Below are 23,905 nucleotides of genomic sequence, written 5' to 3'. Positions count from 1 at the left end.
TTAACGGGATCGGTCTGAGCCGATCCTATGTTTAAACCTATAGCCTCGATTTTTCTTCTCGTATTTGTTTTTGCGATAGTTCTGATGAATTTTTCTCAGAATGGAAAATCTGCATTGGATGAGGCAAATAGGTTATATCTAATTCCAAATCCCACCGAGGAACAAGAGCTGAAAGCTATGGAGCTGTATCAGGAAGTCTTAAATGAAACTCCTGATTCTTGGCTTGTACCCCAGGTTGTGGAAGCTTCAGAAAGATTGGGGAATTTACAATTATCATTTGGAATGATTCAGGCTGCACAAGCGAGTTATCGAAAAGGGATTGACCTGAATCGTGCGTTTTCGCTATCTGATTCTTCGGTTTTTCTTCATCATCTGTATTTAGGTGAGGCCTATTTTGGGTTAAACCGATTGGATAGCTCTTTATATTTTTTGGAAGCTGCAGAGCGGATTCAAAATCATTTTGGGATAGAAGAAGAAAAGGACCGATTGTACAATGCCTTGGGGGTCTATTTTTATGAGACCGGGAATTTTAACCGGGCATACGTTTATTTTTCTAAGGCCGAAAGTTTTTTGAATGGGCAGGAGGGGGGAGCACTGACCTATGCGAGATATAGCTTTAGAAGCAACATGGCTTCTGCCTTATACAAACTCGAAAAGTACGATAGTGCTCAGTCCATGTATCGGGAATTACTTGACTTGGGAATAAATCTTAATCAAGTCCGAATGAATCTAGCGAACACCTTCATCGAACAAGGAAAGGCTAGTGAAGCCTTAGCGGTTTTGTTCGAAATAGATAAGGAGTTTGCCAACCAATCACTTTCCTTTAATAATCTCCAAGCAAAGGCCTTTTTACAACTTAAGCGTTTTGATGAATTTCATGAAACGTTAAGCCTTGGCTCTGAAATGATTTCAAAAGGAACATTTCCCAAACAAAATTTCCAATTAGGAATTCATTTTGGTCTTTGGGCCGACTTTTGGGCAGCTGAAAAACAGTGGACAAAGGCTTTGGAATCAGTTCAACAGGGCTTAACCTTTTTGCATCCTGAGTTTGAACAACTTGATATTCGTGCTAATCCCACCGATTTTGTGCTGGGAGTCTCGGTTCTGTCTTTATATGATATTCTAGCTCAGAAGGCAGAAATCGCTTGGAAAGCCTATTCAAATACCGGTGAAGAGCGGTTTTTCAAATTGGGGATGGAAACTTGGGATAGCGCTTTTGCGCTGGTACGGTTTATTTCTGCCAATTATGAAAATGATGAAGCTCGGGTATTTCTGGGAGATCAGGCTTTTCGCTCCTATCAAAAAGCCATCAATGATCTAACCACTTTTGCAATTGCTAAAGGTTCAGATGAATTGATAAAAAAGGCCTTTGTTTGGATCGAAGAAAGTAAGGCGGAAGGGTTAATCAATGGAAATAGGCTTCAAGCTCAAAAAAGAAAAGCAGGGCTTCCTGAAGAATTGATTCAGGAGGAGCAAAATTTATTGTTTTCTATTTCGAGAAACTACCAAAAGCAGTTGGATGAAACTGAGTCTTTGGATGTTTTGGAAAAAGAACGGGTTGATCTTCAAGTTCGACTTTCTAGACTTCGGGAGAAATTCCGTTCATTTCCAAAATGGGAACTTCCCGAAGCACAGCGTTTCGATTTCGAGCATTTTAGAGCAAAATTATCCGGCCAAACTGCTGCGTTATCACTTTTTATCTCTGATTCTTACTTGTATGTTTTTTGGATAGAAAGTGAGGAATTTCGGTGGAAAAGGATTGAATTGGAGAATTTTCCGCTCTTGGAACTTCAACAATGGACTCAGGATATCCGAACTCCAGGCTTTGCGGATTCCAAGCTAATTCAGCAGTCCGAACCATTTGCAAATTTGATTTTTGAAGGATTTCGAGATCGTCTTTCAGCTATTGCGCAGCTTGTCATTATCCCTCATGGAATCTTTAATGATGTTCCTTTTGAAGTTTTTTCTTTGGAAGATCAACACCTTCTTTTAGACAATACCTCGGTTATCTACCAGTTTTCAGCTCGATTTATTGATCCGATTGAATGGGAAAGAGCCCCTGAAAACAAAATGGGATTTGCTCCATTTTTAGAGGTTTTAGAGGATAATTCTCGTGGGTTTTTAGAGCTAAAAGAATCAAAACTTGAACTTGAGTCTTTTGATCAAGAAACATTTTTCGGTGAAAGTGCCACACGCGATCAATTTCTTCAGAATGCTGGGGAGGCTGATATTCTTCATCTGGCAACACATGCGGTCGCTGCTCCATCGGATCCCAATCAGTCGTTTGTAGCCTTCCATCCAAGTGAAGAAGAGTTTAGAGTTTTTGTACCTGAGATTTCATCCATGGATTTGAATCAAGTCAAACTTGTATATCTGAGCGCATGCGAAACGGGTGCTGGAAAACAAAGCCTCAGTGAAGGTTTTGTAAGCTTAGCGAGGAGCTTTGCCATAGCAGGAGCCGAGCAAATGGTATTGACACAATGGGTTAGTGAAGATCGCGTGTCGGCCTATTTAGCTGGAAGATTTTATCAATATTTGGATGAGGGAGATTCTCCAGCAAATTCCCTTCGAAAAGCGAAACTGGACTTATTGAATGATCCGCAAATGGTGCAGTTTCACCATCCTTTTTATTGGAGCAATTTCCGGTTGATTGGACAGCCTATTCATCATGAGGTTTCGGTAAGAGAGGTGTTTGGAATTATTGCAGCCCTGCTTGTATTGACAGGGTTGGTTCTTGCCGCTTGGATTTGGATTCGCTCAAAGTTGGGTTAGGTTTAGTTTTAAGCGTTTGTTCTATTTTCCGAAGTGAAATCATTCCTTTTTCAATGATTTCAGGGGATTTAAGCAGATTTCGAAGCGGAGCACCTAGAGAGTTTAGTACCAGAAAATAGGCTAAAAGGGTACCCGAACTTTCCTGATTCCAATGAATTGAAATAAGAACTAAAATAAAGAAAATAAGAAGGGGTGAAATCCCATTTCCCAATGCATGCCTTAGAGATTCCCAGCGATGATAGGTGAGGTTGAGTGCAAGAAGCGCCTTATTTTTTTGAGTAAATCTTCGAACAGTTTTTTGAATTTTTAATTGAGAATGAATTTCCCGATGATTTAGAAATGAATTGGTCACAAATTGGAACAGGTTATTTTTCAAATTTCTTTTTTCAGGAATAATTCGGATTTGTCGGCTGTCAATCCAATAGAAAATTGGGATAAACAGTGCGACTGTACCCAATACCCAAATCGTCCAATAAGGAGAGATCCAAAGCAAGAGGCAAATTCCAGTACTGATGAAAAGTAAGTCCCGAGCACCACGATGAATCCCATTCACAAAGAGATTTCGAATGGGGCTTAAATCCCCTGAGAATTTCAATAAATACCGGCTGAATTGCCTTTCTGAAAAAAAATCTGGCGTCCAATTCATTTGTTTTTTGAACAATCGGAAATGGAGGTTGGCTACAAATTGATCTGCAATGTGATTAGTGGCAATTCTTTCGAGGTATTGAAAAGTAATCTTTCCAATAAGAAGAACTGCCATTACCAGAAATAATTGATACAAGTTGGAAAATTGGAGTCCAAACTTCTCTAAAATCAGGCTTTTACCTGTTCCACTGTGAAACTGTAGATCAAAATATGCCCCAACCAAGAGACTCAAAAAGAAGGTACTCAAGCTGGAAATCCAGCCGAGTCCCCAATATCCCAAAAGCCGAATAGGTTGGCTTTTCCAATATTTCCGGAGTGAATTACTTTTCCAAAACTTTCTCATCGTTCAATTCGGAATTTGCTTGGACAATAGACTTAGGCTTGCATGAGGGAAAATCCATCGACCAAGCTCTTCCACTTTCCCAAGGCGAGGTCCTCCAAAGTTAAAATGGGTAAAAACAAGAGCTCTTGATTTTCATACAAGTACTCTTTGACTTCCCGAATCAATAAGGGGCTGGCAGTAAATAAGCCAGAAAGAGCAGATGGCATGATTCCCCATCTGTTTAGAGTTTGGACTCCTTGAGCGGCAGAAAGACTATCGCCAGCTGAGAAGATTACTTGATAAACCGTATTTAGAAAGACAGCGCTTCTCAAAAGCATTTTTGTTTCTCGCTGATAAAGTCCATCGGCTATTTCTACGACTACATATTCTGGTTCGTAAGAAAGGACATCCTCCAGCAAGGATTCATAAAGATTCATCAGCTCCAATTCACTTCTTAAGTAGGTAGAAGGGTAGCCATATTTAGAAAAGTCAATCGCAGTAATTGCACCTAAGTCATAGGCTAGATTTTTATCTTTTGGATAGGCAGTCCCTGTTAATTTGATGTAAGCTACTTTTTTGCCTTCACGAGCCAATCCATTGCATAGGTAGGCTGCAGTTGTTGTTTTACCGCTATCCATCGAAGATCCTAAGGACAAGATCACCTTCGTTTTTTGAGCCGCTTTTCCAGTAAATGGTCTGATTCTAGGCAGATTTTGCTGAATCGTATTGATGATAGTACCAGATTCATCAGCAGCCATTCCAACCATTTTTAAGCGAGTAGGACCTTCAGATTCATATTTTGAATGGGATGAAACCAAGGTTCCAATTACTCCGCCGCCTCCAAGAATATGGTATTCTTCTTGAATTGAATCGGGCACATATCCCTCAAACTGATTGGTAGCATAGCGCGCTCCAAAGACTCCCATGATTTTGTCTCCTGGAGCCAAGGTTAAATTCCTACCAGCACTTTGAATTTGGGTATGTTTTCCCAATTCGAGTACCTCAAAAATTCCAACATCACCAGCCGTAAACTGAAAGTCTAGCGGAAGTGCTTGTGGATGGATGATTTGAGCAGGTTGAATGTGGGCACAGCACATTCCTTTTTTGATTCGATTTTCCATGGTTTTTAAAAGGGTTTGGATGGGTTTGTTAGAAAATTTGTGGAAGGATAGGCTCATCCATCAAGCTTTGAAGCTGGTAGCTGAGTAAAAATCCGACGATGTGTTGATTAGAGAATGGGGTTTGAATTTTTCCAGAAATAGGATTGGTAACATTGATTTTGTTGGTCTCCGAAAACACCAGGTTAAATTCATGCTGGTTGGTGTAGAAAATGGAGAGTCGTAATGGATTGGAAATCTTAAAATTGAAGTTGGCGGTAGCCCGACCCCGATGGAGGCCATTGGCTGGTTTCAGGGCGATTTGCTCTTGATTGGCGTTGAAATACTTCAAAGGCGTGCCACCAAAATTGAAGAATAGGGAATAGGTCAAAGAAGGTGCAACTCCCAAGAAATCAAGCCTTTTTCGAAATCCTAATCTGCTGCTATAAATCAGACGGTAATCAAATCTGGATTCTTGCTTATTATGTCTTTCCGCTTGAAGGCTGTTTTTAAGATTGAGTTTTCTGGAGATTTTTTGGCTATGAGTTCCTTCAGCCATCAATCTGAAGGTGGTTCGATCTGCACTTGGGATATTCATCCAAGCTGAGCCTATTGACATGTCCCAAGACTTGCTTAACTCATAGTTCACCTTCAGGATATACCAATTAAAATTGGTCTGAGGAATGTTTTCTTCCCATCGAAGGGACTTCATATACCCGACTTTGGCAGAAAGATTTTTAGATAAAGGTGCATTTATGGCGAAGCTGTTCCAGACCCGAACTTGGGATTGAGCCAAAGCTGGCGGGCTAAAAAACAGGGCTATTCCAATGGAAAAGCTGATGAAAGATTTGCCTCTAAACATGGGTCAGAAATTGAGTTCTGACATTTAGTCGAAAGAGCTTGAAAGATTGTAACCTGGTCTTTAAAAAAATTTATAGAAATAATAGAAAAAATTTGGGTTTTAAGGTTTGTGTTTCGATTGAAGGGCGAGAGAGTTGTTATTATTCATTCTAATCCAAGATTTTACCTCTTAGCTGCTTTCTTCAAGGCCTTTTCCATGATGAAACCAGTTTATTGGAAACAAAAAAGCCGATGTCTACTAGACATCGGCTCGGTTGGGTGATCAACTTTACTTAATTCATCTTCAGTTCGATATCACTTGAAGATTTGATTCGGTATTCGACTTTATTGTAAATGGATTTATTGGTGTTTTTGTTGATAAGTAGGACTCCATCGGTTAGTTGGGCATTTTCCCATTCTGTGCTTGAAATAGTTGAGAACCAAGCCACAGCATCAATTTGGAACAAGGCTAGCGGATTGTTGACTCCATCCAAGAAGAATAGATCATCGTCATTTCTGGACTCCAATTCGACTTCAAAATCGTAATCATCCTCATCGTTTCCGTAAACTTCGAGCTTCAATGGGACGGACCTTCCGTCTGAGTAGGTGAAGGTTCCATCAAGCTGAATACTCGGTTGCTGACGGTTATCAATCAGGTCGATCTCAAATTCAATTTCCTCGTAATTTCCTGCTGGTATATTGATAAAAAAGTCGACCCCAGCATCAAACTCGTCAAAAGTGATCTTTTTGATTTCCTTGAACTTAAGCTCCAATTCTCGCTCAAATTCATTTCCATTTTCATCTATTCCTGCGGTTTCTAATTCTAGTTTTTTGATTTGGATAAATCCGCTAGTGATATCCACTCCGGTGTTTAAGGTGCGTGCTCCGATATTTCCTGAATTACGAAGTTTTACGCCCATTCCGATTTTTACATCTCCACTTCCAATCACATCCAAATTGTTATCCTCAGTACAAGATGAAAATCCCAAGGAGGCGATTAAAAAGGTGGCTGAAAGAATTTTGTGTGTGGTTTTCATGATTTATTTGGTTTTGTTTTCTATTAGTCCAAGTCAAAGGTTTAATTGTAACCTAGAATTGAATTTTTTTTTCAACTTTTTCCAAATTCAATCCTAAATCATAATCCCATTGCTTTTTTCCAGGAAAGGATTTTGACATCCAAAAGATCTTTCTGGGTGAAATTCTTACGGTAAGGATTATTTGCATCATTTCTGATAGTCTTCATTTCCTTGTAGGCAGATTCAAAATTACCCAACTGAAGGTAGGCCTCCACTAAATAATACTGAGCTGGTGAGCCAAAGTCTGTCGAGACAAGTCCAGAAAAGGTATCAACTGCTTGTTGTGCTTGATTGGTTTGCAGGTACGAAAGCCCTTTTAAGAATGAAATCTCAGGAACTTGGTTTTGAAAAGAGTCTGCTAGTGTGATGACTTGTTCAAAATCTCCGGATGAATAGGCTTTTTGAATGGCGGATTGTTGGGATTCTGCAGAACGAAGAACGGGAATCACATAATCTATTTGTTGAGAAATAAGTCGGTCAGGATTAGCACTTATGACTAAAACTAAGGCAGTACCTACCAGGACAAAGACCAATGAAGCGGCAATTCGAGATATCCAAGGTATAAGAGAGCTAGGTGGTGTGCTGATTTGGATTTGAGGAGTTTCCTCTCTCGAATCCAAGTGCTCTTTATGTACTTGAGAAATTACCTTTTTCAGGTTTGCAAGATCGATCGCTTCTAGACTTGCTTTCAATGCCAAAAGTTCTTCTTGCAATTCAGGATTGCTCAATAGCTCTGCCTCCAATTGTTCTTGTTTTGCAGAGTCTAATTCTTTGTTCAAATAAGCCTCAAGCTCCTCTATGGTGTAATTCTTATTCATGGCGAAGGGCGTTTTTGAGATTTTGGATTAATGAAGGAGAGGATTTGACTTGTTCGGTTAGTGTCGAGAGGCACTTGTATTTTTTATTTCGAAGCACCTGCTCCGAGCTAAACTCCAATCGTTCGCAGATTTCTTTCATGGGTAATTCCTCGAAATAAAAGAGAGTCAAAATTTGTTTGCATCGCTCTCCGAGTTGCTCAAATAGGTCCATGACAAACTTCAGATTTTCATTCCGCTGGATTTGTTCACTGACATCCAAGCTTAATTGATCCTTGTCTTCCTCGTATCGTTCGTTTCGAGCTGCGGTACTTTTTCGTTTTCGCAATTCCGTTATCCAGAGATTTCTGCAAATGCTATATAGGAAGGATTTGATGGACGATTCTCCTCTAAATTTTTGTTCTCTTACCATTTTTACAAACACCAACATGACTTCTTGAATAATATCAGCCGCGTCATCTTCACTTCCGGAGTTTTGAAGGATATAGTATTCGAGTGGTTGATAATACTGCGAATACAAATGGTTAAGCGCCATATGAGGGTTGGATTTTGATTGGATTTCTTCCAAAACCTCTAAATCAGTCAGTTTCCGGCTTAGCTTCATCGGCTAGTCAATTCTTTGTCTTAACGGATAGGTAAAATGTAATCTCAAGATGTGATTTTTTTTTAAGTCCGTATAGTGATTGTGATCCTTTGGCTAAACAATAAGATCGCCTTACCTTTAAAACTGATTAGATTCGACCCTATGAAAATCACCAAAGACCTGTATCAAAGTAGTCTTGTATTGCTGACTGATTTTTATCAATTGACTATGGCTTATGCCTACTGGAAGTCAGGAAAGGGTGAACAAGAAGCTGTTTTCAATCTTTTTTTCCGAAAGCATCCTTTTGAGGGTGGATTTACTATTGCTGCGGGGTTAGATTATGTGATTGATTTTTGTCGGAATTTCAAGTTTGAATCTGCGGATTTGGAATATCTCGCAGAAATGAAAAGTCAGGACGGAAGTCCGTTATTTGAGCCGGCATTTCTAGCCTATTTGAGTCAACTTCAATTCAGTTGCGATATTGATGCCGTAGAGGAAGGGACGGTTGTATTTCCCAATGCGCCATTAATTCGTGTCAAAGGTCCCTTGATCCAATGTCAATTGTTGGAGACGCCCTTGCTGAATATTCTCAACTTTCAAACCTTGATTGCAACCAAAGCAGCTCGAATTAATTTAGCTGCTCAGGGCGATCCTGTCTTAGAATTTGGCTTGAGAAGAGCACAAGGAATCGACGGTGCATTGGCAGCAAGTCGAGCCGCCTATATTGGAGGATGCGCTTCTACCAGCAATGTCATGGCAGGCAAACTGTTTGGAATTCCTGTTTCGGGTACGCATGCCCATAGTTGGATCATGTCGTTCGATACTGAACTAGAGGCATTTAAGGCTTATGCAGAGGCATTTCCAGACCAATGTGTGTTTTTGGTGGATACCTACGATACACTGCATGGCGTAAAGAATGCCATTAAAGTTGGAGAAATGCTGAGAAGCAAAGGAAAAGAGATGATTGGAATTCGCATTGACTCAGGGGATTTGGCTTATTTCTCCTCCCAAGCAAGGCAAATGCTTGACGAAGCTGGGTTTCCCGATGCAAAAATTGTGGCTTCCAATGATCTGGACGAACAGATTATTTCGTCCTTGAAAACCCAAGATGCGGCCATCAATGTGTGGGGGGTTGGGACCAAACTGGTGACAGCCTTTGATCAACCTGCCTTAGGTGCGGTATACAAACTCTCAGCTGTAAAAAATGAAAATGGTGATTGGGAACCCAAAGTCAAAGTCTCCCAACAGTCTCTCAAAATCAACATTCCTGGCCTCCATAATGTCAAGCGATATTACAGTCAGGATAAAGCTGTAGCGGATATGATTTATCTAGAAGATCAGGAAATTGATCCTCGAGGAGTCGTGATTATTGATCCCATTGATCCCACGAGAAGAAAGCGTTTAATGCCTGCTTTTTATAAGGAAGAAATTTTGCTTAAGCCAATATTCAAGCAAGGAGAAAAAGTCTATGATCGGCCGTCTTTAACGCAGATTAGAGATCGGGCTTCTAAGCAATTGGAAGCTTTAGATAAAACCCATAAACGCTTGGTAAATCCACATTTATACCCGGTTGGCTTGGAAGAAAATCTCCATCATCTCCGGATGAATCTTGTTTTAAATGCTAAAAAATTTGAAGGTGAACATGAGGAAAGCTAATGAAGCATTGCTGATCGTCGATGTCCAAAATGACTTTATACCTGGTGGAGCATTGGCGGTATCCGAAGGAGATTTGATAGTTCCGATTATCAATCAGCTTCAAGAAAAATTTCAGCATGTAATCGCAACCCAAGATTTTCACCCTTCTGACCATGGAAGTTTTGCAATTCAACATCCTGGTAAAAATCCCGGTGAAATGATTGAATTGGCCGGATTACCTCAAGTTTTGTGGCAGGTACATTGTGTCCAAGGAAGTCAAGGGGCAGATTTTCATCCTGAACTTGAGACGAAATCTTGGGAGATGATTTTTCAAAAAGGGAAAAATCCAAAGGTTGATTCGTATTCTGGTTTTTTTGATAATGCCCGAAGAGGTGATACCGGCTTAGCTGCATATCTTCAAGAAAACCAAATTGATTCAGTCTTTATCTGTGGATTAGCACTGGATTATTGCGTCAAGTTCACAGCTCTGGATGCCAAAAGTTTAGGATTTGATACCTATCTAATCGAGGATGCGACTAGGGCGGTCAATTTATCTCCAACCGATGGGGAACTAGCCATCCAAGAGATGAAACAAAAGGGCATCCATATTATTTCAAGTAAATCAATTTAACATGTTCCAATTTGATCCTGAGAAGCATTATCCAAAAGAAACCGAAAGTAGAGTTGTAATCCGATTTCAAGATTGTGACCCGCTTCGGCACTTGAATAACGCCAAGTATTTTGACTACTTTTTCAATGCTAGGGAAGACCAGGTACCAAAGCTATATGGCTTGGAAGTCATTGATCTGATTCGGACTTACAAAGCGGCATGGGTAGTTTACAATCATAACATCAGCTATGTCAAACCGGCCATGGTGGGTGAGTGGGTTCGAATCATGAGCCGGATATTGTGGCATAACCACAATACGATTTTGGTGGAATACTACATGACCGACGACTCCAAAAATCAGCTGAAAACGGTTTTATGGTCAACCATGCGATACGTTACCCTTGCTGAAGGAAAATCTACTGATCACTCTGGTGCTGTGCTTGATTTTTTGAAGGCCACAAGTCATCATATGGAACTTGAAGATTTGGATATTAAATCTCGAGTGAAACAATTAAAGACAGAAGTCGAAAAGGGGAGTTGATCCCCTTTTATTTTTGTTCGAAACTATAATCTCGTTCCACAATCGCGATACGGGTCGTATAGGCCTTATACCATTTTTCTCTTCCCATTCGCTGAGCTACCAAATGGTCCGTTTGTTTTTTCCAAGCTTGAATCGCCTCTAGGCTTGCCCAGTAGCTAATGGTTATTCCCAGACCATCTCTCACACTTTCATGACCCAAATATCCCGGCTGTTGGGTGGCTAAGTCAACCATATCCCAGGCAGTCTTTTCATATCCTTCTTCTACCTCAGTTCTGATATTTGAAAAAATAACGGCATAATAAGGGGGAGGAGGTGTTTTTGCGATCATTTTAGGCAGTTATTTAAAGAATTTATTGGATTCATGAATTTAGCCAAAATCGATATCCTGAGAATAGAAGGTTATTTATTCTTTGAAATAAAGGTTCCAAAATTGGAAATTTAAGGAGTTAGAGAATTCTTACCAGAATAAGTGATCAAGAATAGTTTTTCACTTATCATTCTGTCTAATTGGCTTTAAAAAAAGAATTAAAGCATTTAGTACTAGTTGTTTACAATTAAGTGCTGTTTGACCTGAACAATTAGGATGTCAAATAATTATCTGCAAACTTTCGAGAGTTAAATCATTGAGGAGTCGAACTCCTTAAAAAATTATCCCGTGGAAGGTTTTCCAAAAGAAAAAGGAAAGTTGCTAATAATCACCCCCTTAAAGCCCGAAAATCGTTCGGGCTTTTTCATTTTCTTCAGTTGAATTAGAAAAAATTTATGGTTTTCATAAAAATTCTTAATAAAATTTGAATTATTGTATTTCCATTTTAGTTTCGGAAGATATTTGAATATATGATTTCTGTCTTAGGCATATTTTCGTTAGTTCTACGCTTAGTTTTGGGCTTTCATGCGGAAGCGCAATACTTTTTTCAAGCGGAAGAGGGAAGAATATGTCTTGAGGCTTCCAAAGACCACGGAACCTATTTAGTCGACTTCACTCAACAAAGTGCTTCTGCTGAGGGAATTTTAGATTCAGAGAAAAGCGAGGAAGAGCGTTTTGAGAATGAGTTTGAAGCAGATCTTCCCCATTTTAATACTGATCTCTACTCAATAAGCCTGATTTCTTATTGGGATTCCGGAGAGTTTTCAAACAAACCCAAGCGAGGTAGCCTACCTCCGCTTTATGATTTTTTCCATTGCTGGAAGTCTCAGCTGGTGTGATTTTTTTCTGTAGATTATAGCTACAGATCAAGTACTTAAGGCAACATACCATCATCACACAATCAGTTTAGTTTTACTATGAATCATCAAACCCTAGGGGACTTGATGAGCATGGAGGATGTTTTACATGAGTTAAAACATTTTCTACCTGCTCAAGCTCCTCTAAAGGACTTTGTCCATCATAATACCCTGCATGCGTTTCAGCATTTGCCGTTTCACCAGGGGTTAAAGCAAGCTAAAACACAGCTTGGCTATCAAGGTTACCTTCCTTTGACTTCTTATCGACAGCTTTATCAGGAAGGGAAAATCAAAGAAGAGGTATTATCAAGAATATTAAGCGAAAATTTTGGAGATCAAGCGGGGCATTGGGCAAGTAAACTTTTGGAACAATCCTATGAAGAAGGAATATCCCCAAAAGTTGGAAAGCTTAGAGCGCACTGGAAAAATGATTACCATTTCAATCTAGATAAAGTCACCCATCCTTTCTTATTCAGATTATTGTCTGCGTATTTGGATCAAGGAATTTCCATTTGGTCCTTTCCAGTGGAAGCAACCGGATTTCTAGATGCGCTTCGAAAAATCCAAAAGGACAGCATTTCTTCTTTATTGAAGTCTGCTAGAGCTTTAGAATTATTTCAAAATCCAGATTTGGATTTGGAGATGGTTCTTTCGGTTTTGGTAGGAAATCCAGCTTCTTATGGTTGGTACTTGTTTGATCAGCAGTTTGCTCATCCAGGATGGTCAGGAATGGTCTCCGTCTTGGAGTCTCAACCTGAATCACTATTGGATCGCAGACCGATTACGCTTCAAGATTTGGTGATTTTCGAATGTCTTTTGGAAATCGATGCTTTAGATCGAAAATTCGGTGAAAACTGGGCTCCAATCGGAGTTCGATTTCCATATGATACCCAAGAAATCTTCGAAAATTCTCCATTTGAAGAGTTTGATCTAGTACTTCAATCCTGGCAGGAAGCCTATGAATGGAGCTATTACGACGAAGTTTTAGCTGGAATTCGATCTGTTGAGGAAGCTAGAAAGCCTAAAAATGCGCCAAGCTTCCAGGCTTTATTCTGCATTGATGATCGGGAATGCTCCACTCGACGACATCTTGAATTTGTCGATCCTACTTGCGCAACTTATGGTACACCTGGGTTTTTCAATGTTGAATTCTACTTTCAACCTGAATTTGGAAAATTCCATACCAAATCCTGCCCAGCGCCGGTTACTCCTAAGTATTTGATTAAGGAAAAGGCCAACCATAAAAAACTGGCTAAAGATGTTCACTTCCATCAAAACAGCCATTCGCTTGTGCGAGGTTGGGTGAGTGCACAGACTTTAGGTTTTTGGTCTGCTTTGAAATTGGTCGGAAACGTACTTAGTCCCTCCAGCTCTGCTTTAGAAGTATCTTCTTTCAAACATATGGATCCTAAGGGCTCTCTTTCGATTGACTATGAAGGAGTAGATGCTAGTGGACTTCAGATTGGATTTAAAGTGGATGAAATGGCAGATCGAGTAGAAGGATTACTCAAAAGCATTGGGCTTTTGGATAAATTCAGTCCTTTGGTTTATCTGATCGGACATGGAGCTTCCAGTATTAACAATACGCATTATGCTGGATATGACTGTGGAGCTTGCTGTGGAAGACCTGGATCTGTAAATGCCCGAGTGGCTGCTTACATGGCCAATAAATTGGAAGTCAGAAAAGTGCTAGCCGATCGTGGCATCCTTATTCCTGAGTCCACCCAGTTTATAGGAGGTCTACATGACACCACCAAAGACGAAATCGCCTATTATGACGAAGAGGTGTTGACTAGTGAAAATAGATTACTTCATGAGGAAAATAAACTGAAGTTTTCCAAAACACTTGAAATCAATGCATTGGAGCGATCAAGAAGGTTTGATACCTTAACTAAAAACAAGGCTGAATCTAAATTGCATGAGGCAGTGAAGAAAAGAGCATTTTCTCTTTTTGAACCTCGGCCTGAATACAATCATGCAACAAATGCACTTTGTATTGTATCGCGAAAATCTACTATCAAAGGATTGTTTTTTGATCGTAGAGCCTTCCTAAATTCTTATGATTTCCGAAAGGATACTGAAGGTCTTGCGCTTACCAAAATTCTTGGAGCAGCAGCTCCGGTTTGCGGAGGGATTAACCTGGAATACTATTTCTCCAGAATGGATCCAGACAAACTTGGTGCTGGCACCAAATTACCTCACAATGTGATGGGCCTAATTGGTGTAGCCAATGGAGCAGATGGTGATTTGCGAACTGGATTACCTTATCAAATGGTGGAAATTCACGATCCTATTCGTCTATTGATGATTGTGGAGCAGGATCCAGAACTCTTACTTCATGTAATCCGAACCAATCCAAATACCTATGAGTGGTTTAAAAATACCTGGGTTCATTTGGTGGTAATTGATCCTGCTACTGGGGAATTCTACAAGTTTAAAGATGAGACTTGGGTTCCTTATCACCCGATTTCTTCGATTGATCACATCGATCACTTGCAGGACAAACTGCTCGGTTCTAAAGAAAATCTTCCTGTTTACTTAATCGATTCATTGTAATGGAACTCTCATTTTGGATTCAACTCATGATCGGGATACCGATGCTTGGGTTTTTGATTAGTTTGATGGTTCCTGAATCCAAGGAAACACTCTTGTCACGAGTAGCCTTTTATACGGCAGGGCTTAACCTGTTTAGCATGCTTGTCTTTCTCACGTTTTGGGCGATTCAAGGATTTCCTACTCTCAACCTCAAAGAAGTGGTCCTGTATCAAAATGCTCATTTTGAGTTTTTGGTGGACTTCTTTTTTGATCGAGTAGGGGCCGTGTATGTGGTTATCGGTGCGGTTTTGACGTTCTTAATTACGTTCTACAGCCGTTATTACCTTCATCGTGAAAGGGGTTACAAGCGATTTTTCAATACAGTATTATTCTTTTATTTAGGATTTAATATCACTGTATTGGCAGGAAACTTCGAAACGCTATTTGTGGGTTGGGAAATCCTCGGACTTTCATCGTTTTTGTTGGTTGCTTTCTACCGAGAAAACCTCCTTCCAACAAGAAACTCCATCAAGGTATTCTCCATCTATCGAATCGGTGATGTGGGCTTGATATTGGCCATGTGGGCAAGTCACCACTTGTGGCATGAAAATATCACCTTCATGAAACTCAATAATGCCGAATTGGTATCCCAGCACCTTCAGGGTCATACTGGAATTGGGGTCTTCATCGCATTGATGCTATTGCTTGCGGCGGCAGCTAAATCTGCTCAGTTTCCGTTTTCGAGCTGGCTTCCAAGAGCGATGGAAGGCCCGACTCCTTCTTCCGCCATTTTCTATGGTTCTCTCTCGGTTCATTTGGGAGTATTTCTTCTCCTTCGGACTTTCCCGTTCTGGGAAAATCAAATTATTGTCCGAGTATTGATTGGAATGATGGGTTTGGCAACGGCAATTGTTTCTACAATGGTTGCCCGGGTTCAAACTTCAGTAAAAACCCAAATTGGGTATTCCTCCCTAACTCAAATAGGGATCATGTTTATCGAAGTGGCTTTGGGACTTGAGGCTTTAGCATTGATTCACTTTACCGGTAATGCTTTCCTAAGAACGTATCAATTGCTCGTTTCTCCATCAGTTGTCAGCTACTTGATTCGAGAGCAGTTCTATGGATTCGAGCCTAAAAAATTCCAGACTGAAAGCTCATGGATGCACAGAATGCGAGTTTCTTTCTATGTGTGGAGTTTGAAAGAATGGAACCTGGATCGATTTATCAATCGCGTGGTGTTTAATCCCATGAAGCGATTGGGACATAAGCTTGATTTCTTGAGCTATCGTTCGGTTTTATTCTACTTCATTCCCAGCTATTTGATCGGGCTTTATCTCCTGATTCAGGGCTATCATCTGCCGGATCAGGTGCATGGACTTCTTCCTTTGGTATTTGCATTTATCGCCTTGTTGATGGTCCTTAAATCATTTACTGAGCGAAAGTCAGCACGATTAAGCTGGACGATGCTGGTGATGAACCACTTCTGGATGGTCTTGGCGATCGCCGAAAATGAAAACTTCTCCTTGGAAGAAATTTCAGTCTACCTCAGTGGAGTCGTTTTATTCGGTGTTTCTGGGCTTTTGGTGATTTCTTGGATGAAGCGCAAATTGGGTCAATCAGGATTATATCAATACCAAGGATATGTAAGAAGCTACCCATTTGTAGCATTCTTATTTCTATTGAGTGTCCTGGGGCTGATGGGCTTCCCAATTTCTCCAACCTTTATCGGTGAAGATTTGCTCTTCAGCCATATTCATGAAGATCAGTATTTATTGGCCTTTTTCGCAGCATTAGCCTTCGTTATGGAGGGGATTTCTGCGGTGAGAATCTTCGCAAGATTATTCATGGGAACCAAAATATCGTCTTCAGAAAGTCCTAAGCTCATGAAGACTTTACGATCTAAATTATTGGGAAAAACTTCTCAAAAATCCTCTATTTCCTCCTCTCAACTTTGATAAAAAAGGGTAAAACATACCACTATTCGTATGAAAACAACATCAAAACTACAAATTCCAAAAGACGGTCTAGCGGGTCTTAAGGAAAATTTCTCCTCTGATGCTATCGCAGGATTTGTCGTATTTCTATTGGCAATGCCACTCAGCTTGGGGATTGCTAAGGCTTCAGACTTTCCTCCAATAATGGGATTGGTTACCGCAATTATCGGTGGTATTGTCGTTAGTTTCTTTGCAGGTTCACGACTCACCATCAAAGGACCAGCTGCAGGTCTTATTGTCGTTGTAGCTGGAGCAGTTGCAGACTTTGGTGGCGGTGAATTGGGCTGGAAACTAGCCCTTGGTGCTATGGTGGTAGCTGGTTTGGTTCAAGTTGGCTTTGGGTTATTGAAGCTAGGTAAACTAGCAGATATCTTCCCGCTTTCCGCAATTCACGGCATGTTGGCAGCGATTGGATTGATTATCATTTTCAAGCAGATTCCTGTGCTTTTAAATGTTGATCCAGGATTGTATAAAGGTTTGGGAATCATCAGTATGATGACTTCAATTCCTACTTTCTTTATGAATTTGGATCCAAAAGCTACCTTGGTTGGTGTGATCAGTTTGGCGATCATGATGGGCTGGCCTTACTTGAAAAATTACAAGTTGGGTAAAGTACCAGCTCCCCTGATGGTTTTGTTGATTGCTATTCCTGCGGAGTTGGCCATGGATTTTGAACATACTGAGCCAGCTTATGCCTTGTTGCATATCGGTAATTTGGTTGATAATGTGAAGTTTAACGCAGATTTCAGCGGAATTTCTCAAGCAGGTATTTTCATTAAGTATGTGATCATGTTTGCTTTGGTCGGTACCCTAGAATCCCTTCTTACAGTAAAAGCAATTGATTTGACCGATCCATTCAAAAGAAGATCAAACAATGACAAAGACCTGATTGCAGTTGGTATCGGAAATACCTTTAGTGCTCTTTTGGGAGGTCTTCCTATGATTTCAGAGGTGGCTCGTAGTTCGGCCAATGTGAACAACGGTGCTAAAACTCGTTGGGCCAACTTCTTCCATGGATTCTTTATTCTCGTATTCGTTTTGGTGGCCACACCAGTAATTGAGATGATTCCAAATGCAGCCTTGGCAGCGATGTTGATTACTGTAGGGATCAAATTAGCTCACCCTAAAGAGTTTGTCCATACCTTCAAAATTGGTAAAGAGCAATTGGCAATTTTCTTAGTAACCATCGCATTTACCTTGTTTGAAGACCTTTTGGTTGGTATTGCAGCAGGGATTGTATTGAAAATGGTCATTCACCTAATCAATGGTACTCCGCTTAGCTCATTTGTCAAGGCACCGACATTGGTTTCTTTTGAAGGAAATAACTACTTGGTTGAAATTGACAAAGCTGCTGTTTTCTCCAATTTCTTAGGGATCAAGCGTAAGTTGGAGGAGATTCCTTCTGGATTCAATGTGACCATTGACTTGAAAAACACCAAACTAGTAGACCACTCAGTGATGGAAAATTTGGAGCATTTCAAGCATGAATATGAAGATAATGGCGGCCATGTAAGTATCATTGGTCTAGATAAGCACCGTCCGGTTTCGGATCACCATTTGGCAGCCAGAAAACTGTCCAAAGCCTAATTTCCAATTTCAGGTCAGATGAGACTGACTTGAGTTCTTCACAAAACATAAACCTATCCTTCCTTGGACGCTTTTTCAAGCGTCCTGGGAGGATATTGTCTACCATGAAAATTACTATTCAAAAAATAATCTTTGGAATTGCTCTTCTTTCAGGCTTAGGCCTGAAAGCTTTGGCACAGGATAAAGAAGTAAAACTGTTCCTGAATGATGAAAAAACCCATTGGGTGAAGGGAACAGGACTAGGTCAGATTTGGGTAAGATATACTGATCTTAACCCTGGGTCAACCATATTTGGAACGCCCAAATCGAACAGTTTTGACGTCTCATTGCGAAGAGTGAGATACCAAGTGATGGGCCAAGTTACAGATAAGGTATTCGTATATACCCAATTTGGAATCAACAGTTTTGGGCCTTTATCGGGAAGAAAACCAGGCCTTTTCCTTCATGACGTAACCGCTGAATATGCGGTTTCCGGCAGAAAGCTTCACTTGGGTGCAGGTTTGCACGGATGGAATGGAACCGTTCGATATTCTTCTTCATCGGTAGGATCGATTTTAGGGTTAGACCTTCCATTTATAGAGGAGTCAACCAATGATATCTCTGACCAATTTGTTCGTAGGCTGGGCGTATATGCCAATGGTCAGTTGGGAAGATTTGACTACCGATTCTCAGTTTCCAACCCTTTTCCAGTTCAAACTGCTCTGAGTCCGGTAGCATCCCTTCCAGACAATCAAGTGAACGTGGCTTATTATTCCAAATCAGCTCCGGAGTTGATTTACCAAGGATATGCCTACTGGCAATTTAAGGATAAAGAAACCAACCAAATCCCTTACATGACGGGTACCTACTTAGGTAAAAAGAGTGTTTTCAATGTGGGTTTAGGTTTTTCTTCTCAGAAAAATGCCATGGAATATCGGGCCCAATCCAACGGACCTGTTCTTGCAACGGCAGCTAAGCAACTTGGAGTTGACGTGTTTTATGACGCTCCGATTTCTAAAGAAAAAGGAACAGCACTCACCGCCTATACCTCCTACATCAAGTATGACTTTGGACCAAATTACCTTCGAAATGGTGGAGCTGTGAATACTGCAAATGGGGTGAATGCCTTGGGATCATTTAATGGACCTGGCAATAATTTCCCCCTAATCGGGACTGGAACTGTTTCCTATTCCCAAGTCGGGTACTTGATGCGAAATGACCTTCTGGGAAAATCAGGCACTCTTCAGCCGTATTTCCAGCTAATCGTTTCAGATTATGACCGGGTGGCCAATCCATTTACAGTATATGATATCGGAGTCAATTGGCTTCAGGCAGGTCATCGAAGCAAATTATCTCTCGACTACCAAAGTCGTCCCATTTTGGTGGAAGGATCACAAGAAAAGTTAGTGAAAGACAATCAAAGTCCTAGAAAAGGAATGCTTGTCATGCAGTACCAATTTTCATTTTAATCCCAAATTCTAGTTTCCAAGGTTTTCGACAAAGTCAATCTGATCGAAAGGATAATCTTTCAGTCGGAGATTAACCGAATCCAAAGATTTGGTTAAGGAAGAATTAAGAAGCTTGGAAATAGATTTGAATCACCCTCAAACAAAAAAATAATGGATGAAAAAATGAACCGCCTTGAGTTTCTAAAATCTCTTGGCTTCAAAGGAGCTTCCTTAATGGCTGTGTTTTGTGCAGCTGGAGCGCTTCAAAGTTGTTTAAATGAAAGTATGGATCCGGCTACTTCAAATACAGGTGGATCGGGATCTACTTCTTCTTTCACGCTCGATTTGAGTACGGCTGCCTATTCGGCTTTAAATACTGTTGGAAAGTATGTTGTTGCAAATCGGATTGTAATAGCTCGAATCTCAGACACTGCTTTCGCGGCAGTTACCCAAGTATGCTCCCACGAGGGAAAAGTAAAAGTGTACTACCGAAGTGGTGAATTTTATTGCCCGGAGCATGGGGCAAGGTTTGATACTTCTGGGAAAGGGCTGAATGGAAATGGTTCTAGAGGATTAAGGACCTATGCGACGGAATTGAATGGATCCATTTTAACCGTCTTTTATTCATGAGTTTAAAGCAAAAAATAAGGTTGATGGTAGCCTTACTCGCTTGGTGTGGAAGCGTAGGGATTTCTTCGGAAGTCCATGCGCAGGATGATCTTTTGGATATGTTAAATCAGGAACAATCCAAAGATCCCGTTTTCACCCAAGCGAGTTTTAAAGCTACTCGTTTGATCAATGGACAAACGATCGAAACCATTTCCAAGAATCATTTGAATTTTTGGATTTCTCATCGTTTTGGTGCGGTAAATAGCGGATTTATTCAAAACTTCTTTGGATTGGATGAAGCAAAAATCAGACTTGGATTAGAATATGGAATTACGGATCGATGGCTTGTAGGTGCTGGAAGAAGCAGTTTGGAGAAGACCTATGACCTCTACACCAAATACAAAGTGCTGAGACAGTCCACTGCATTTCCAGTTACAGTGACAGCATTGGGTGGTTGGGGAATTGTTACTATGCCTGATACCTATGTGATGGATTCCGGAAATGAAATGAGCTTCACTTCTAACCTCCAGCGGTATTCCTATTGGAGTCAAATTTTGATTGGTCGAAAGTTCAATGATCGACTTTCACTTCAGGTAGTCCCAACTTGGGTTCATATCAACAAAACTGAAAAATCAGTCATTTCCAATGATCAATTGGCACTTGGTTTTGGTGGAAGATTTAAGCTGACCAAACGGTTCACTCTTTCAGGTGAATATTATTATGCTTTGACTGATCCGAATGCCTATCTGGTAGGTACAGGTAAGTCCTATCCTTATCACAATGCACTCTCAGTTGGGGTGGATATTGAAACTGGAGGCCATGTTTTCCAGCTTCATTTCACCAATTCAAGGGCTATGATTGAGCGTCAGTTTATTACCCAGACCTCTGGAGCATGGGAAAAAGGAGATATTTTCTACGGATTCAATATTTCCAGAACATTCAGCTTTGACAAAGGCGCAAAAAATAAAGACAAATGAAAGCGAAACTGATTTTATTGCTCTTAGCATCTTATCTCTGGATGCCTTTAGCTGGTGCACAATCTCTGTATGGGACCAGTACCGGGCAGGTAAAAATTTACTCGGATACTCCTTTGGAAACTATCGAAGCCTTGAATCAAAAAGTAGGAGCTTTGATCAATTTGGAGTCGGGTGATTTGGCCGTTCAAATGAAAATCACGGACTTTAACTTTCCAAATAAACTCATGCAAGAGCATTTTAATGAGAATTATATGGAGAGTGAAAAATACCCGATGGCGAATTTTAAAGGGAAAATCACCCAAAAAATAGATCCGGCTCAATCGGGAACGGTGACACTCAAAGCATCGGGTACCATGACTATTCACGGTGTTTCTCGTCCGGCTTCGATTGAAGGAAAAGCCACTTTAGGAAAAAATACGATTGAACTTGAATTCCGATTTATGGTCAAGCCGGAAGAATATAAGGTCGAAATTCCGTCCTTGGTGATTACCAAAATAGCGGAAGACATAGAAGTCTCCGGAAAATTAAATCTCATTGAAAGATCTGCCCTTTGAGGCAGATCTTTTTTTTAACTGAAGTTGAAAGGACGAGGGGAGAAGCAAAGGATAAAAATGATAACGGCTAACCAGCCGATCCATTTTCGGCTTGTGTTTAATGGGACATTTCCTGTTACCTCAGGATGATAAATTCCCATCACCCTTCCCAATAAAAACGCAAAAAACAGCCATCCTTGATAGCCTTGCCATTCTGGTTTAAGGAATGCGATAGCATATTGCGCAGCCGCAATACTGAAAATCAAGGATGCTTTATTCAGGGTATTCAGACCTGATTTAGCATAAGAAAGAAATAAGAATCCAAGGTATAGGGGAATCCAAACAATCAGTTCCGATGCCGGCATGGCTGGTGAAATTGCTCCCAATCCAGCATAAGTCAAAAATCCAGTATAAATGACGAAGGAGATTTTTTTATGGGATTTAGGAAATAGACCAAACATCACATGCCCTCCATCGAGCTGGCCGATTGGCAATAGATTTAAAGCCGTGAAAAACAAAGCTAAATAGCCTGCAAATAAGAAGGGATAGTGGATGACTTCACCCATATTGGGCATACGGTCCGGATCAGCAAGGGTATGCTCCAAAATCCAAAAAAGGAGGTTGCCTCCCAGTTCAAATTCCAAAACATCTTCTCCATATCCTTGAAAATTTGGGTCAGCGTATTCCGGATGAACGGAATAAATAAAATCTGCTGGTGGCAAGGTGACAAAACCATAAATCAATATTCCAAGCGCTACTACAAAACCCGCCAAAGGACCCGCCACGCCAATATCAAAGAATTTTCTACGACTGTTGACATGACTTTTCATTCGAATAATCGCCCCAAAAGTACCAATCGAAGGCGCTCCCAAAAATCCCAACCAAGCGGGAATAAAATAGGGTAGGGTACACTTGACTTTGTGATACATCGAGGTGAAAAAGTGTCCGAGTTCGTGTACAAGTAAAATCCCAATAAAGGGAATGGAAAATGCCATGGATTTTACAAAATACTCCCAAGTCAAAAATCCTTCTTCGGAAGCCAAAATGGATTTTCCATATACCCATTCTCCACCAGCAAGAGTAGTAGTTATCAGGGTTAACAGAAAAAGCCCGATATGAATGAGGTAATCCTTCGATTTATACATAATTAAAATATTCTAAAAGGACATGTGGTCCCGTAACCTGTATGGCATTAATGCCTACTTTTTTTGCTCCTGCAACATTCGCTTCCAAATCATCAAAAAAGACCACGCGATGGGCTGGGACCTTGAGTCTTTGGACGAGTTCCAAGTAAATTTCCTCACTTGGTTTGGCTAATCCCATTTCATGGCTGTAATAAACTTGATCAAAAAGATCATGAAATTGATTCAGTCCAAATTCTGATTTCAGAATTTGGTTAACTGCGTCGATATGGATCTCATTGGTATTACTTAAGACTCCGACTTGATGGGTTTCTTTTAATTTTCGTATCAAATCGATTCGGTAGGAAGGAATTTTTCCCAAAAGACTGTTCCAGATTTCATCAATTTTTTGATCACTCCATGGCTGATCGAAATAGGCCCGTACCTGATTTCTAAAAGTTGGTGAATCGATCTCGCCTTTTTCGTAAGCTTTATGAAAATCAGTTTGATAAAACCCATCAACCCGGCCATAAAGTGCTTCGGGTAGCTGTGATTTAAGCAATTGGAGAGTATGGAGGTAGTCAATATCGATGATCACATTTCCCAAATCGAAGATGAAAAAATCCACATTTTCGCCAGCAAGCATAAGTATTTGGAGTTGTGTAAATGAACTCAAATATGTAACATTGCAGACCCAAAACCAAGGTCAAAACACCAATTAAGGTGGATTTTGGTGAGGATCCCCCGGGCCTATAGCTCAGCCGGTTAGAGCATCTGACTCATAATCAGGGGGTCCCTGGTTCGAGCCCAGGTGGGCCCACATTCAAAAAGCCTTCAGATTGAGTTCTGAGGGCTTTTGTTTTTGGGCGGGTTGAATTCGTACGAAATTTTTTAACCTGATTTAGTTGTATTTTATTCAAACAACTGAAGTGCAAAATCTGATTCCTTTTGAATTTTTATCT

General features: G+C 40.5%; 21 protein-coding genes and 1 tRNA gene. 13 read left to right on the top strand and 9 right to left on the bottom strand.

Going from position 1 to position 23,905, the window contains the following annotated elements; genetic code table 11:
• The first annotated feature begins 27 nt into the window (after positions 1-27).
• The gene (locus AO498_RS12675) at positions 28-2,772 is read left to right on the top strand and encodes a CHAT domain-containing protein (protein ID WP_082792234.1); all 2,745 of its coding nucleotides are present in this window, start codon (positions 28-30) and stop codon (positions 2,770-2,772) included.
• Here the strand turns inward: AO498_RS12675 and AO498_RS12670 are convergent.
• The 6 genes from AO498_RS12670 to AO498_RS12645 all read right to left on the bottom strand — a co-directional run bounded on the left by AO498_RS12670 (position 2,699) and on the right by AO498_RS12645 (position 8,171).
• Positions 2,699-3,760: an ABC transporter transmembrane domain-containing protein gene (locus tag AO498_RS12670; protein ID WP_067548252.1), complete on the bottom strand. Its 1,062-nt coding sequence runs from the start codon at positions 3,758-3,760 to the stop codon at positions 2,699-2,701. The genes AO498_RS12675 and AO498_RS12670 overlap by 74 nt on opposite strands.
• A 32-nt stretch (positions 3,761-3,792) precedes the next feature.
• Positions 3,793-4,860: a P-loop NTPase family protein gene (locus AO498_RS12665; protein ID WP_148660236.1), complete on the bottom strand. Its 1,068-nt coding sequence runs from the start codon at positions 4,858-4,860 to the stop codon at positions 3,793-3,795.
• Positions 4,861-4,888: 28 nt separating this feature from the next.
• Positions 4,889-5,698: a DUF2490 domain-containing protein gene (locus tag AO498_RS12660; protein ID WP_067548247.1), complete on the bottom strand. Its 810-nt coding sequence runs from the start codon at positions 5,696-5,698 to the stop codon at positions 4,889-4,891.
• Positions 5,699-5,969: 271 nt separating this feature from the next.
• Positions 5,970-6,713 (bottom strand): hypothetical protein, encoded by a 744-nt coding sequence (locus tag AO498_RS12655; RefSeq protein WP_067548244.1) that lies wholly within the window; start codon positions 6,711-6,713, stop codon positions 5,970-5,972.
• Positions 6,714-6,811: 98 nt separating this feature from the next.
• Positions 6,812-7,570 carry a hypothetical protein gene (locus tag AO498_RS12650; RefSeq protein ID WP_067548241.1) on the bottom strand — a complete coding sequence of 253 codons (759 nt, stop codon included), beginning with the start codon at positions 7,568-7,570 and terminating at the stop codon, positions 6,812-6,814.
• Entirely contained in the window at positions 7,563-8,171 is a 609-nt protein-coding gene (locus tag AO498_RS12645; RefSeq protein WP_067548238.1) for an RNA polymerase sigma factor, read from the bottom strand. Before AO498_RS12645 ends, AO498_RS12650 begins: the two co-directional genes overlap by 8 nt.
• A gap of 141 nt (positions 8,172-8,312) precedes the next feature.
• Between AO498_RS12645 and AO498_RS12640 the strand changes: the two genes are divergently transcribed.
• Genes AO498_RS12640 through AO498_RS12630 form a run of 3 tightly spaced genes read left to right on the top strand, consistent with a single transcriptional unit; the run spans position 8,313 to position 10,936 of the window.
• On the top strand, positions 8,313-9,806 hold the full coding sequence (locus AO498_RS12640; RefSeq protein ID WP_067548235.1) for a nicotinate phosphoribosyltransferase: 1,494 nt from the start codon (positions 8,313-8,315) through the stop codon (positions 9,804-9,806).
• Positions 9,793-10,416, top strand: coding sequence for a bifunctional nicotinamidase/pyrazinamidase (pncA, locus tag AO498_RS12635; protein WP_067548233.1), 624 nt, complete (start codon positions 9,793-9,795; stop codon positions 10,414-10,416). The genes AO498_RS12640 and pncA overlap by 14 nt, the downstream gene beginning before the upstream one ends.
• A 1-nt stretch (position 10,417) precedes the next feature.
• Positions 10,418-10,936, top strand: coding sequence for an acyl-CoA thioesterase (locus AO498_RS12630; protein ID WP_067548230.1), 519 nt, complete (start codon positions 10,418-10,420; stop codon positions 10,934-10,936).
• A gap of 7 nt (positions 10,937-10,943) precedes the next feature.
• Here the strand turns inward: AO498_RS12630 and AO498_RS12625 are convergent, their stop codons facing one another.
• Complete coding sequence (locus tag AO498_RS12625) at positions 10,944-11,264, bottom strand: antibiotic biosynthesis monooxygenase family protein (protein ID WP_067548227.1); 321 nt, start codon at positions 11,262-11,264, stop codon at positions 10,944-10,946.
• A 509-nt stretch (positions 11,265-11,773) separates the two neighbouring features.
• Here AO498_RS12625 and AO498_RS12620 point away from each other — a divergent pair.
• The 8 genes from AO498_RS12620 (at position 11,774) to AO498_RS12585 (ending at position 21,843) form a co-directional block, all read left to right on the top strand.
• The gene (locus AO498_RS12620) at positions 11,774-12,142 is read left to right on the top strand and encodes a hypothetical protein (protein ID WP_067548224.1); all 369 of its coding nucleotides are present in this window, start codon (positions 11,774-11,776) and stop codon (positions 12,140-12,142) included.
• A 78-nt stretch (positions 12,143-12,220) separates the two neighbouring features.
• Positions 12,221-14,716, top strand: a complete 2,496-nt coding sequence (locus tag AO498_RS12615; RefSeq protein WP_067548221.1) for a YbcC family protein — start codon at positions 12,221-12,223, stop codon at positions 14,714-14,716.
• Entirely contained in the window at positions 14,716-16,650 is a 1,935-nt protein-coding gene (locus AO498_RS12610) for a proton-conducting transporter transmembrane domain-containing protein (protein WP_082792233.1), read from the top strand. Before AO498_RS12615 ends, AO498_RS12610 begins: the two co-directional genes overlap by 1 nt.
• 30 nt (positions 16,651-16,680) lie before the next feature.
• Entirely contained in the window at positions 16,681-18,276 is a 1,596-nt protein-coding gene (locus tag AO498_RS12605; protein ID WP_067548218.1) for a SulP family inorganic anion transporter, read from the top strand.
• Between the two features lie 104 nt (positions 18,277-18,380).
• Positions 18,381-19,724: a hypothetical protein gene (locus tag AO498_RS12600; RefSeq protein ID WP_067548215.1), complete on the top strand. Its 1,344-nt coding sequence runs from the start codon at positions 18,381-18,383 to the stop codon at positions 19,722-19,724.
• Between the two features lie 150 nt (positions 19,725-19,874).
• Entirely contained in the window at positions 19,875-20,333 is a 459-nt protein-coding gene (locus tag AO498_RS12595; RefSeq protein WP_067548212.1) for a QcrA and Rieske domain-containing protein, read from the top strand.
• The gene (locus tag AO498_RS12590; RefSeq protein WP_067548209.1) at positions 20,330-21,289 is read left to right on the top strand and encodes a DUF5777 family beta-barrel protein; all 960 of its coding nucleotides are present in this window, start codon (positions 20,330-20,332) and stop codon (positions 21,287-21,289) included. The genes AO498_RS12595 and AO498_RS12590 overlap by 4 nt, the downstream gene beginning before the upstream one ends.
• The gene (locus tag AO498_RS12585) at positions 21,286-21,843 is read left to right on the top strand and encodes a YceI family protein (RefSeq protein WP_067548206.1); all 558 of its coding nucleotides are present in this window, start codon (positions 21,286-21,288) and stop codon (positions 21,841-21,843) included. Before AO498_RS12590 ends, AO498_RS12585 begins: the two co-directional genes overlap by 4 nt.
• A gap of 14 nt (positions 21,844-21,857) precedes the next feature.
• Here the strand turns inward: AO498_RS12585 and AO498_RS12580 are convergent, their stop codons facing one another.
• Complete coding sequence (locus tag AO498_RS12580) at positions 21,858-22,967, bottom strand: site-2 protease family protein (protein WP_067548204.1); 1,110 nt, start codon at positions 22,965-22,967, stop codon at positions 21,858-21,860.
• Positions 22,960-23,589 (bottom strand): HAD family hydrolase, encoded by a 630-nt coding sequence (locus AO498_RS12575; RefSeq protein ID WP_067548201.1) that lies wholly within the window; start codon positions 23,587-23,589, stop codon positions 22,960-22,962. Before AO498_RS12575 ends, AO498_RS12580 begins: the two co-directional genes overlap by 8 nt.
• A 100-nt stretch (positions 23,590-23,689) precedes the next feature.
• Between AO498_RS12575 and AO498_RS12570 the strand changes: the two genes are divergently transcribed.
• Positions 23,690-23,763, top strand: a tRNA-Ile gene (locus tag AO498_RS12570).
• Positions 23,764-23,905 lie beyond the last annotated feature (142 nt).

It is taken from the genome of Algoriphagus sanaruensis, assembly GCF_001593605.1.
Classification (GTDB): domain Bacteria; phylum Bacteroidota; class Bacteroidia; order Cytophagales; family Cyclobacteriaceae; genus Algoriphagus; species Algoriphagus sanaruensis.
This window is presented reverse-complemented; position numbering and strand designations above follow the sequence as displayed.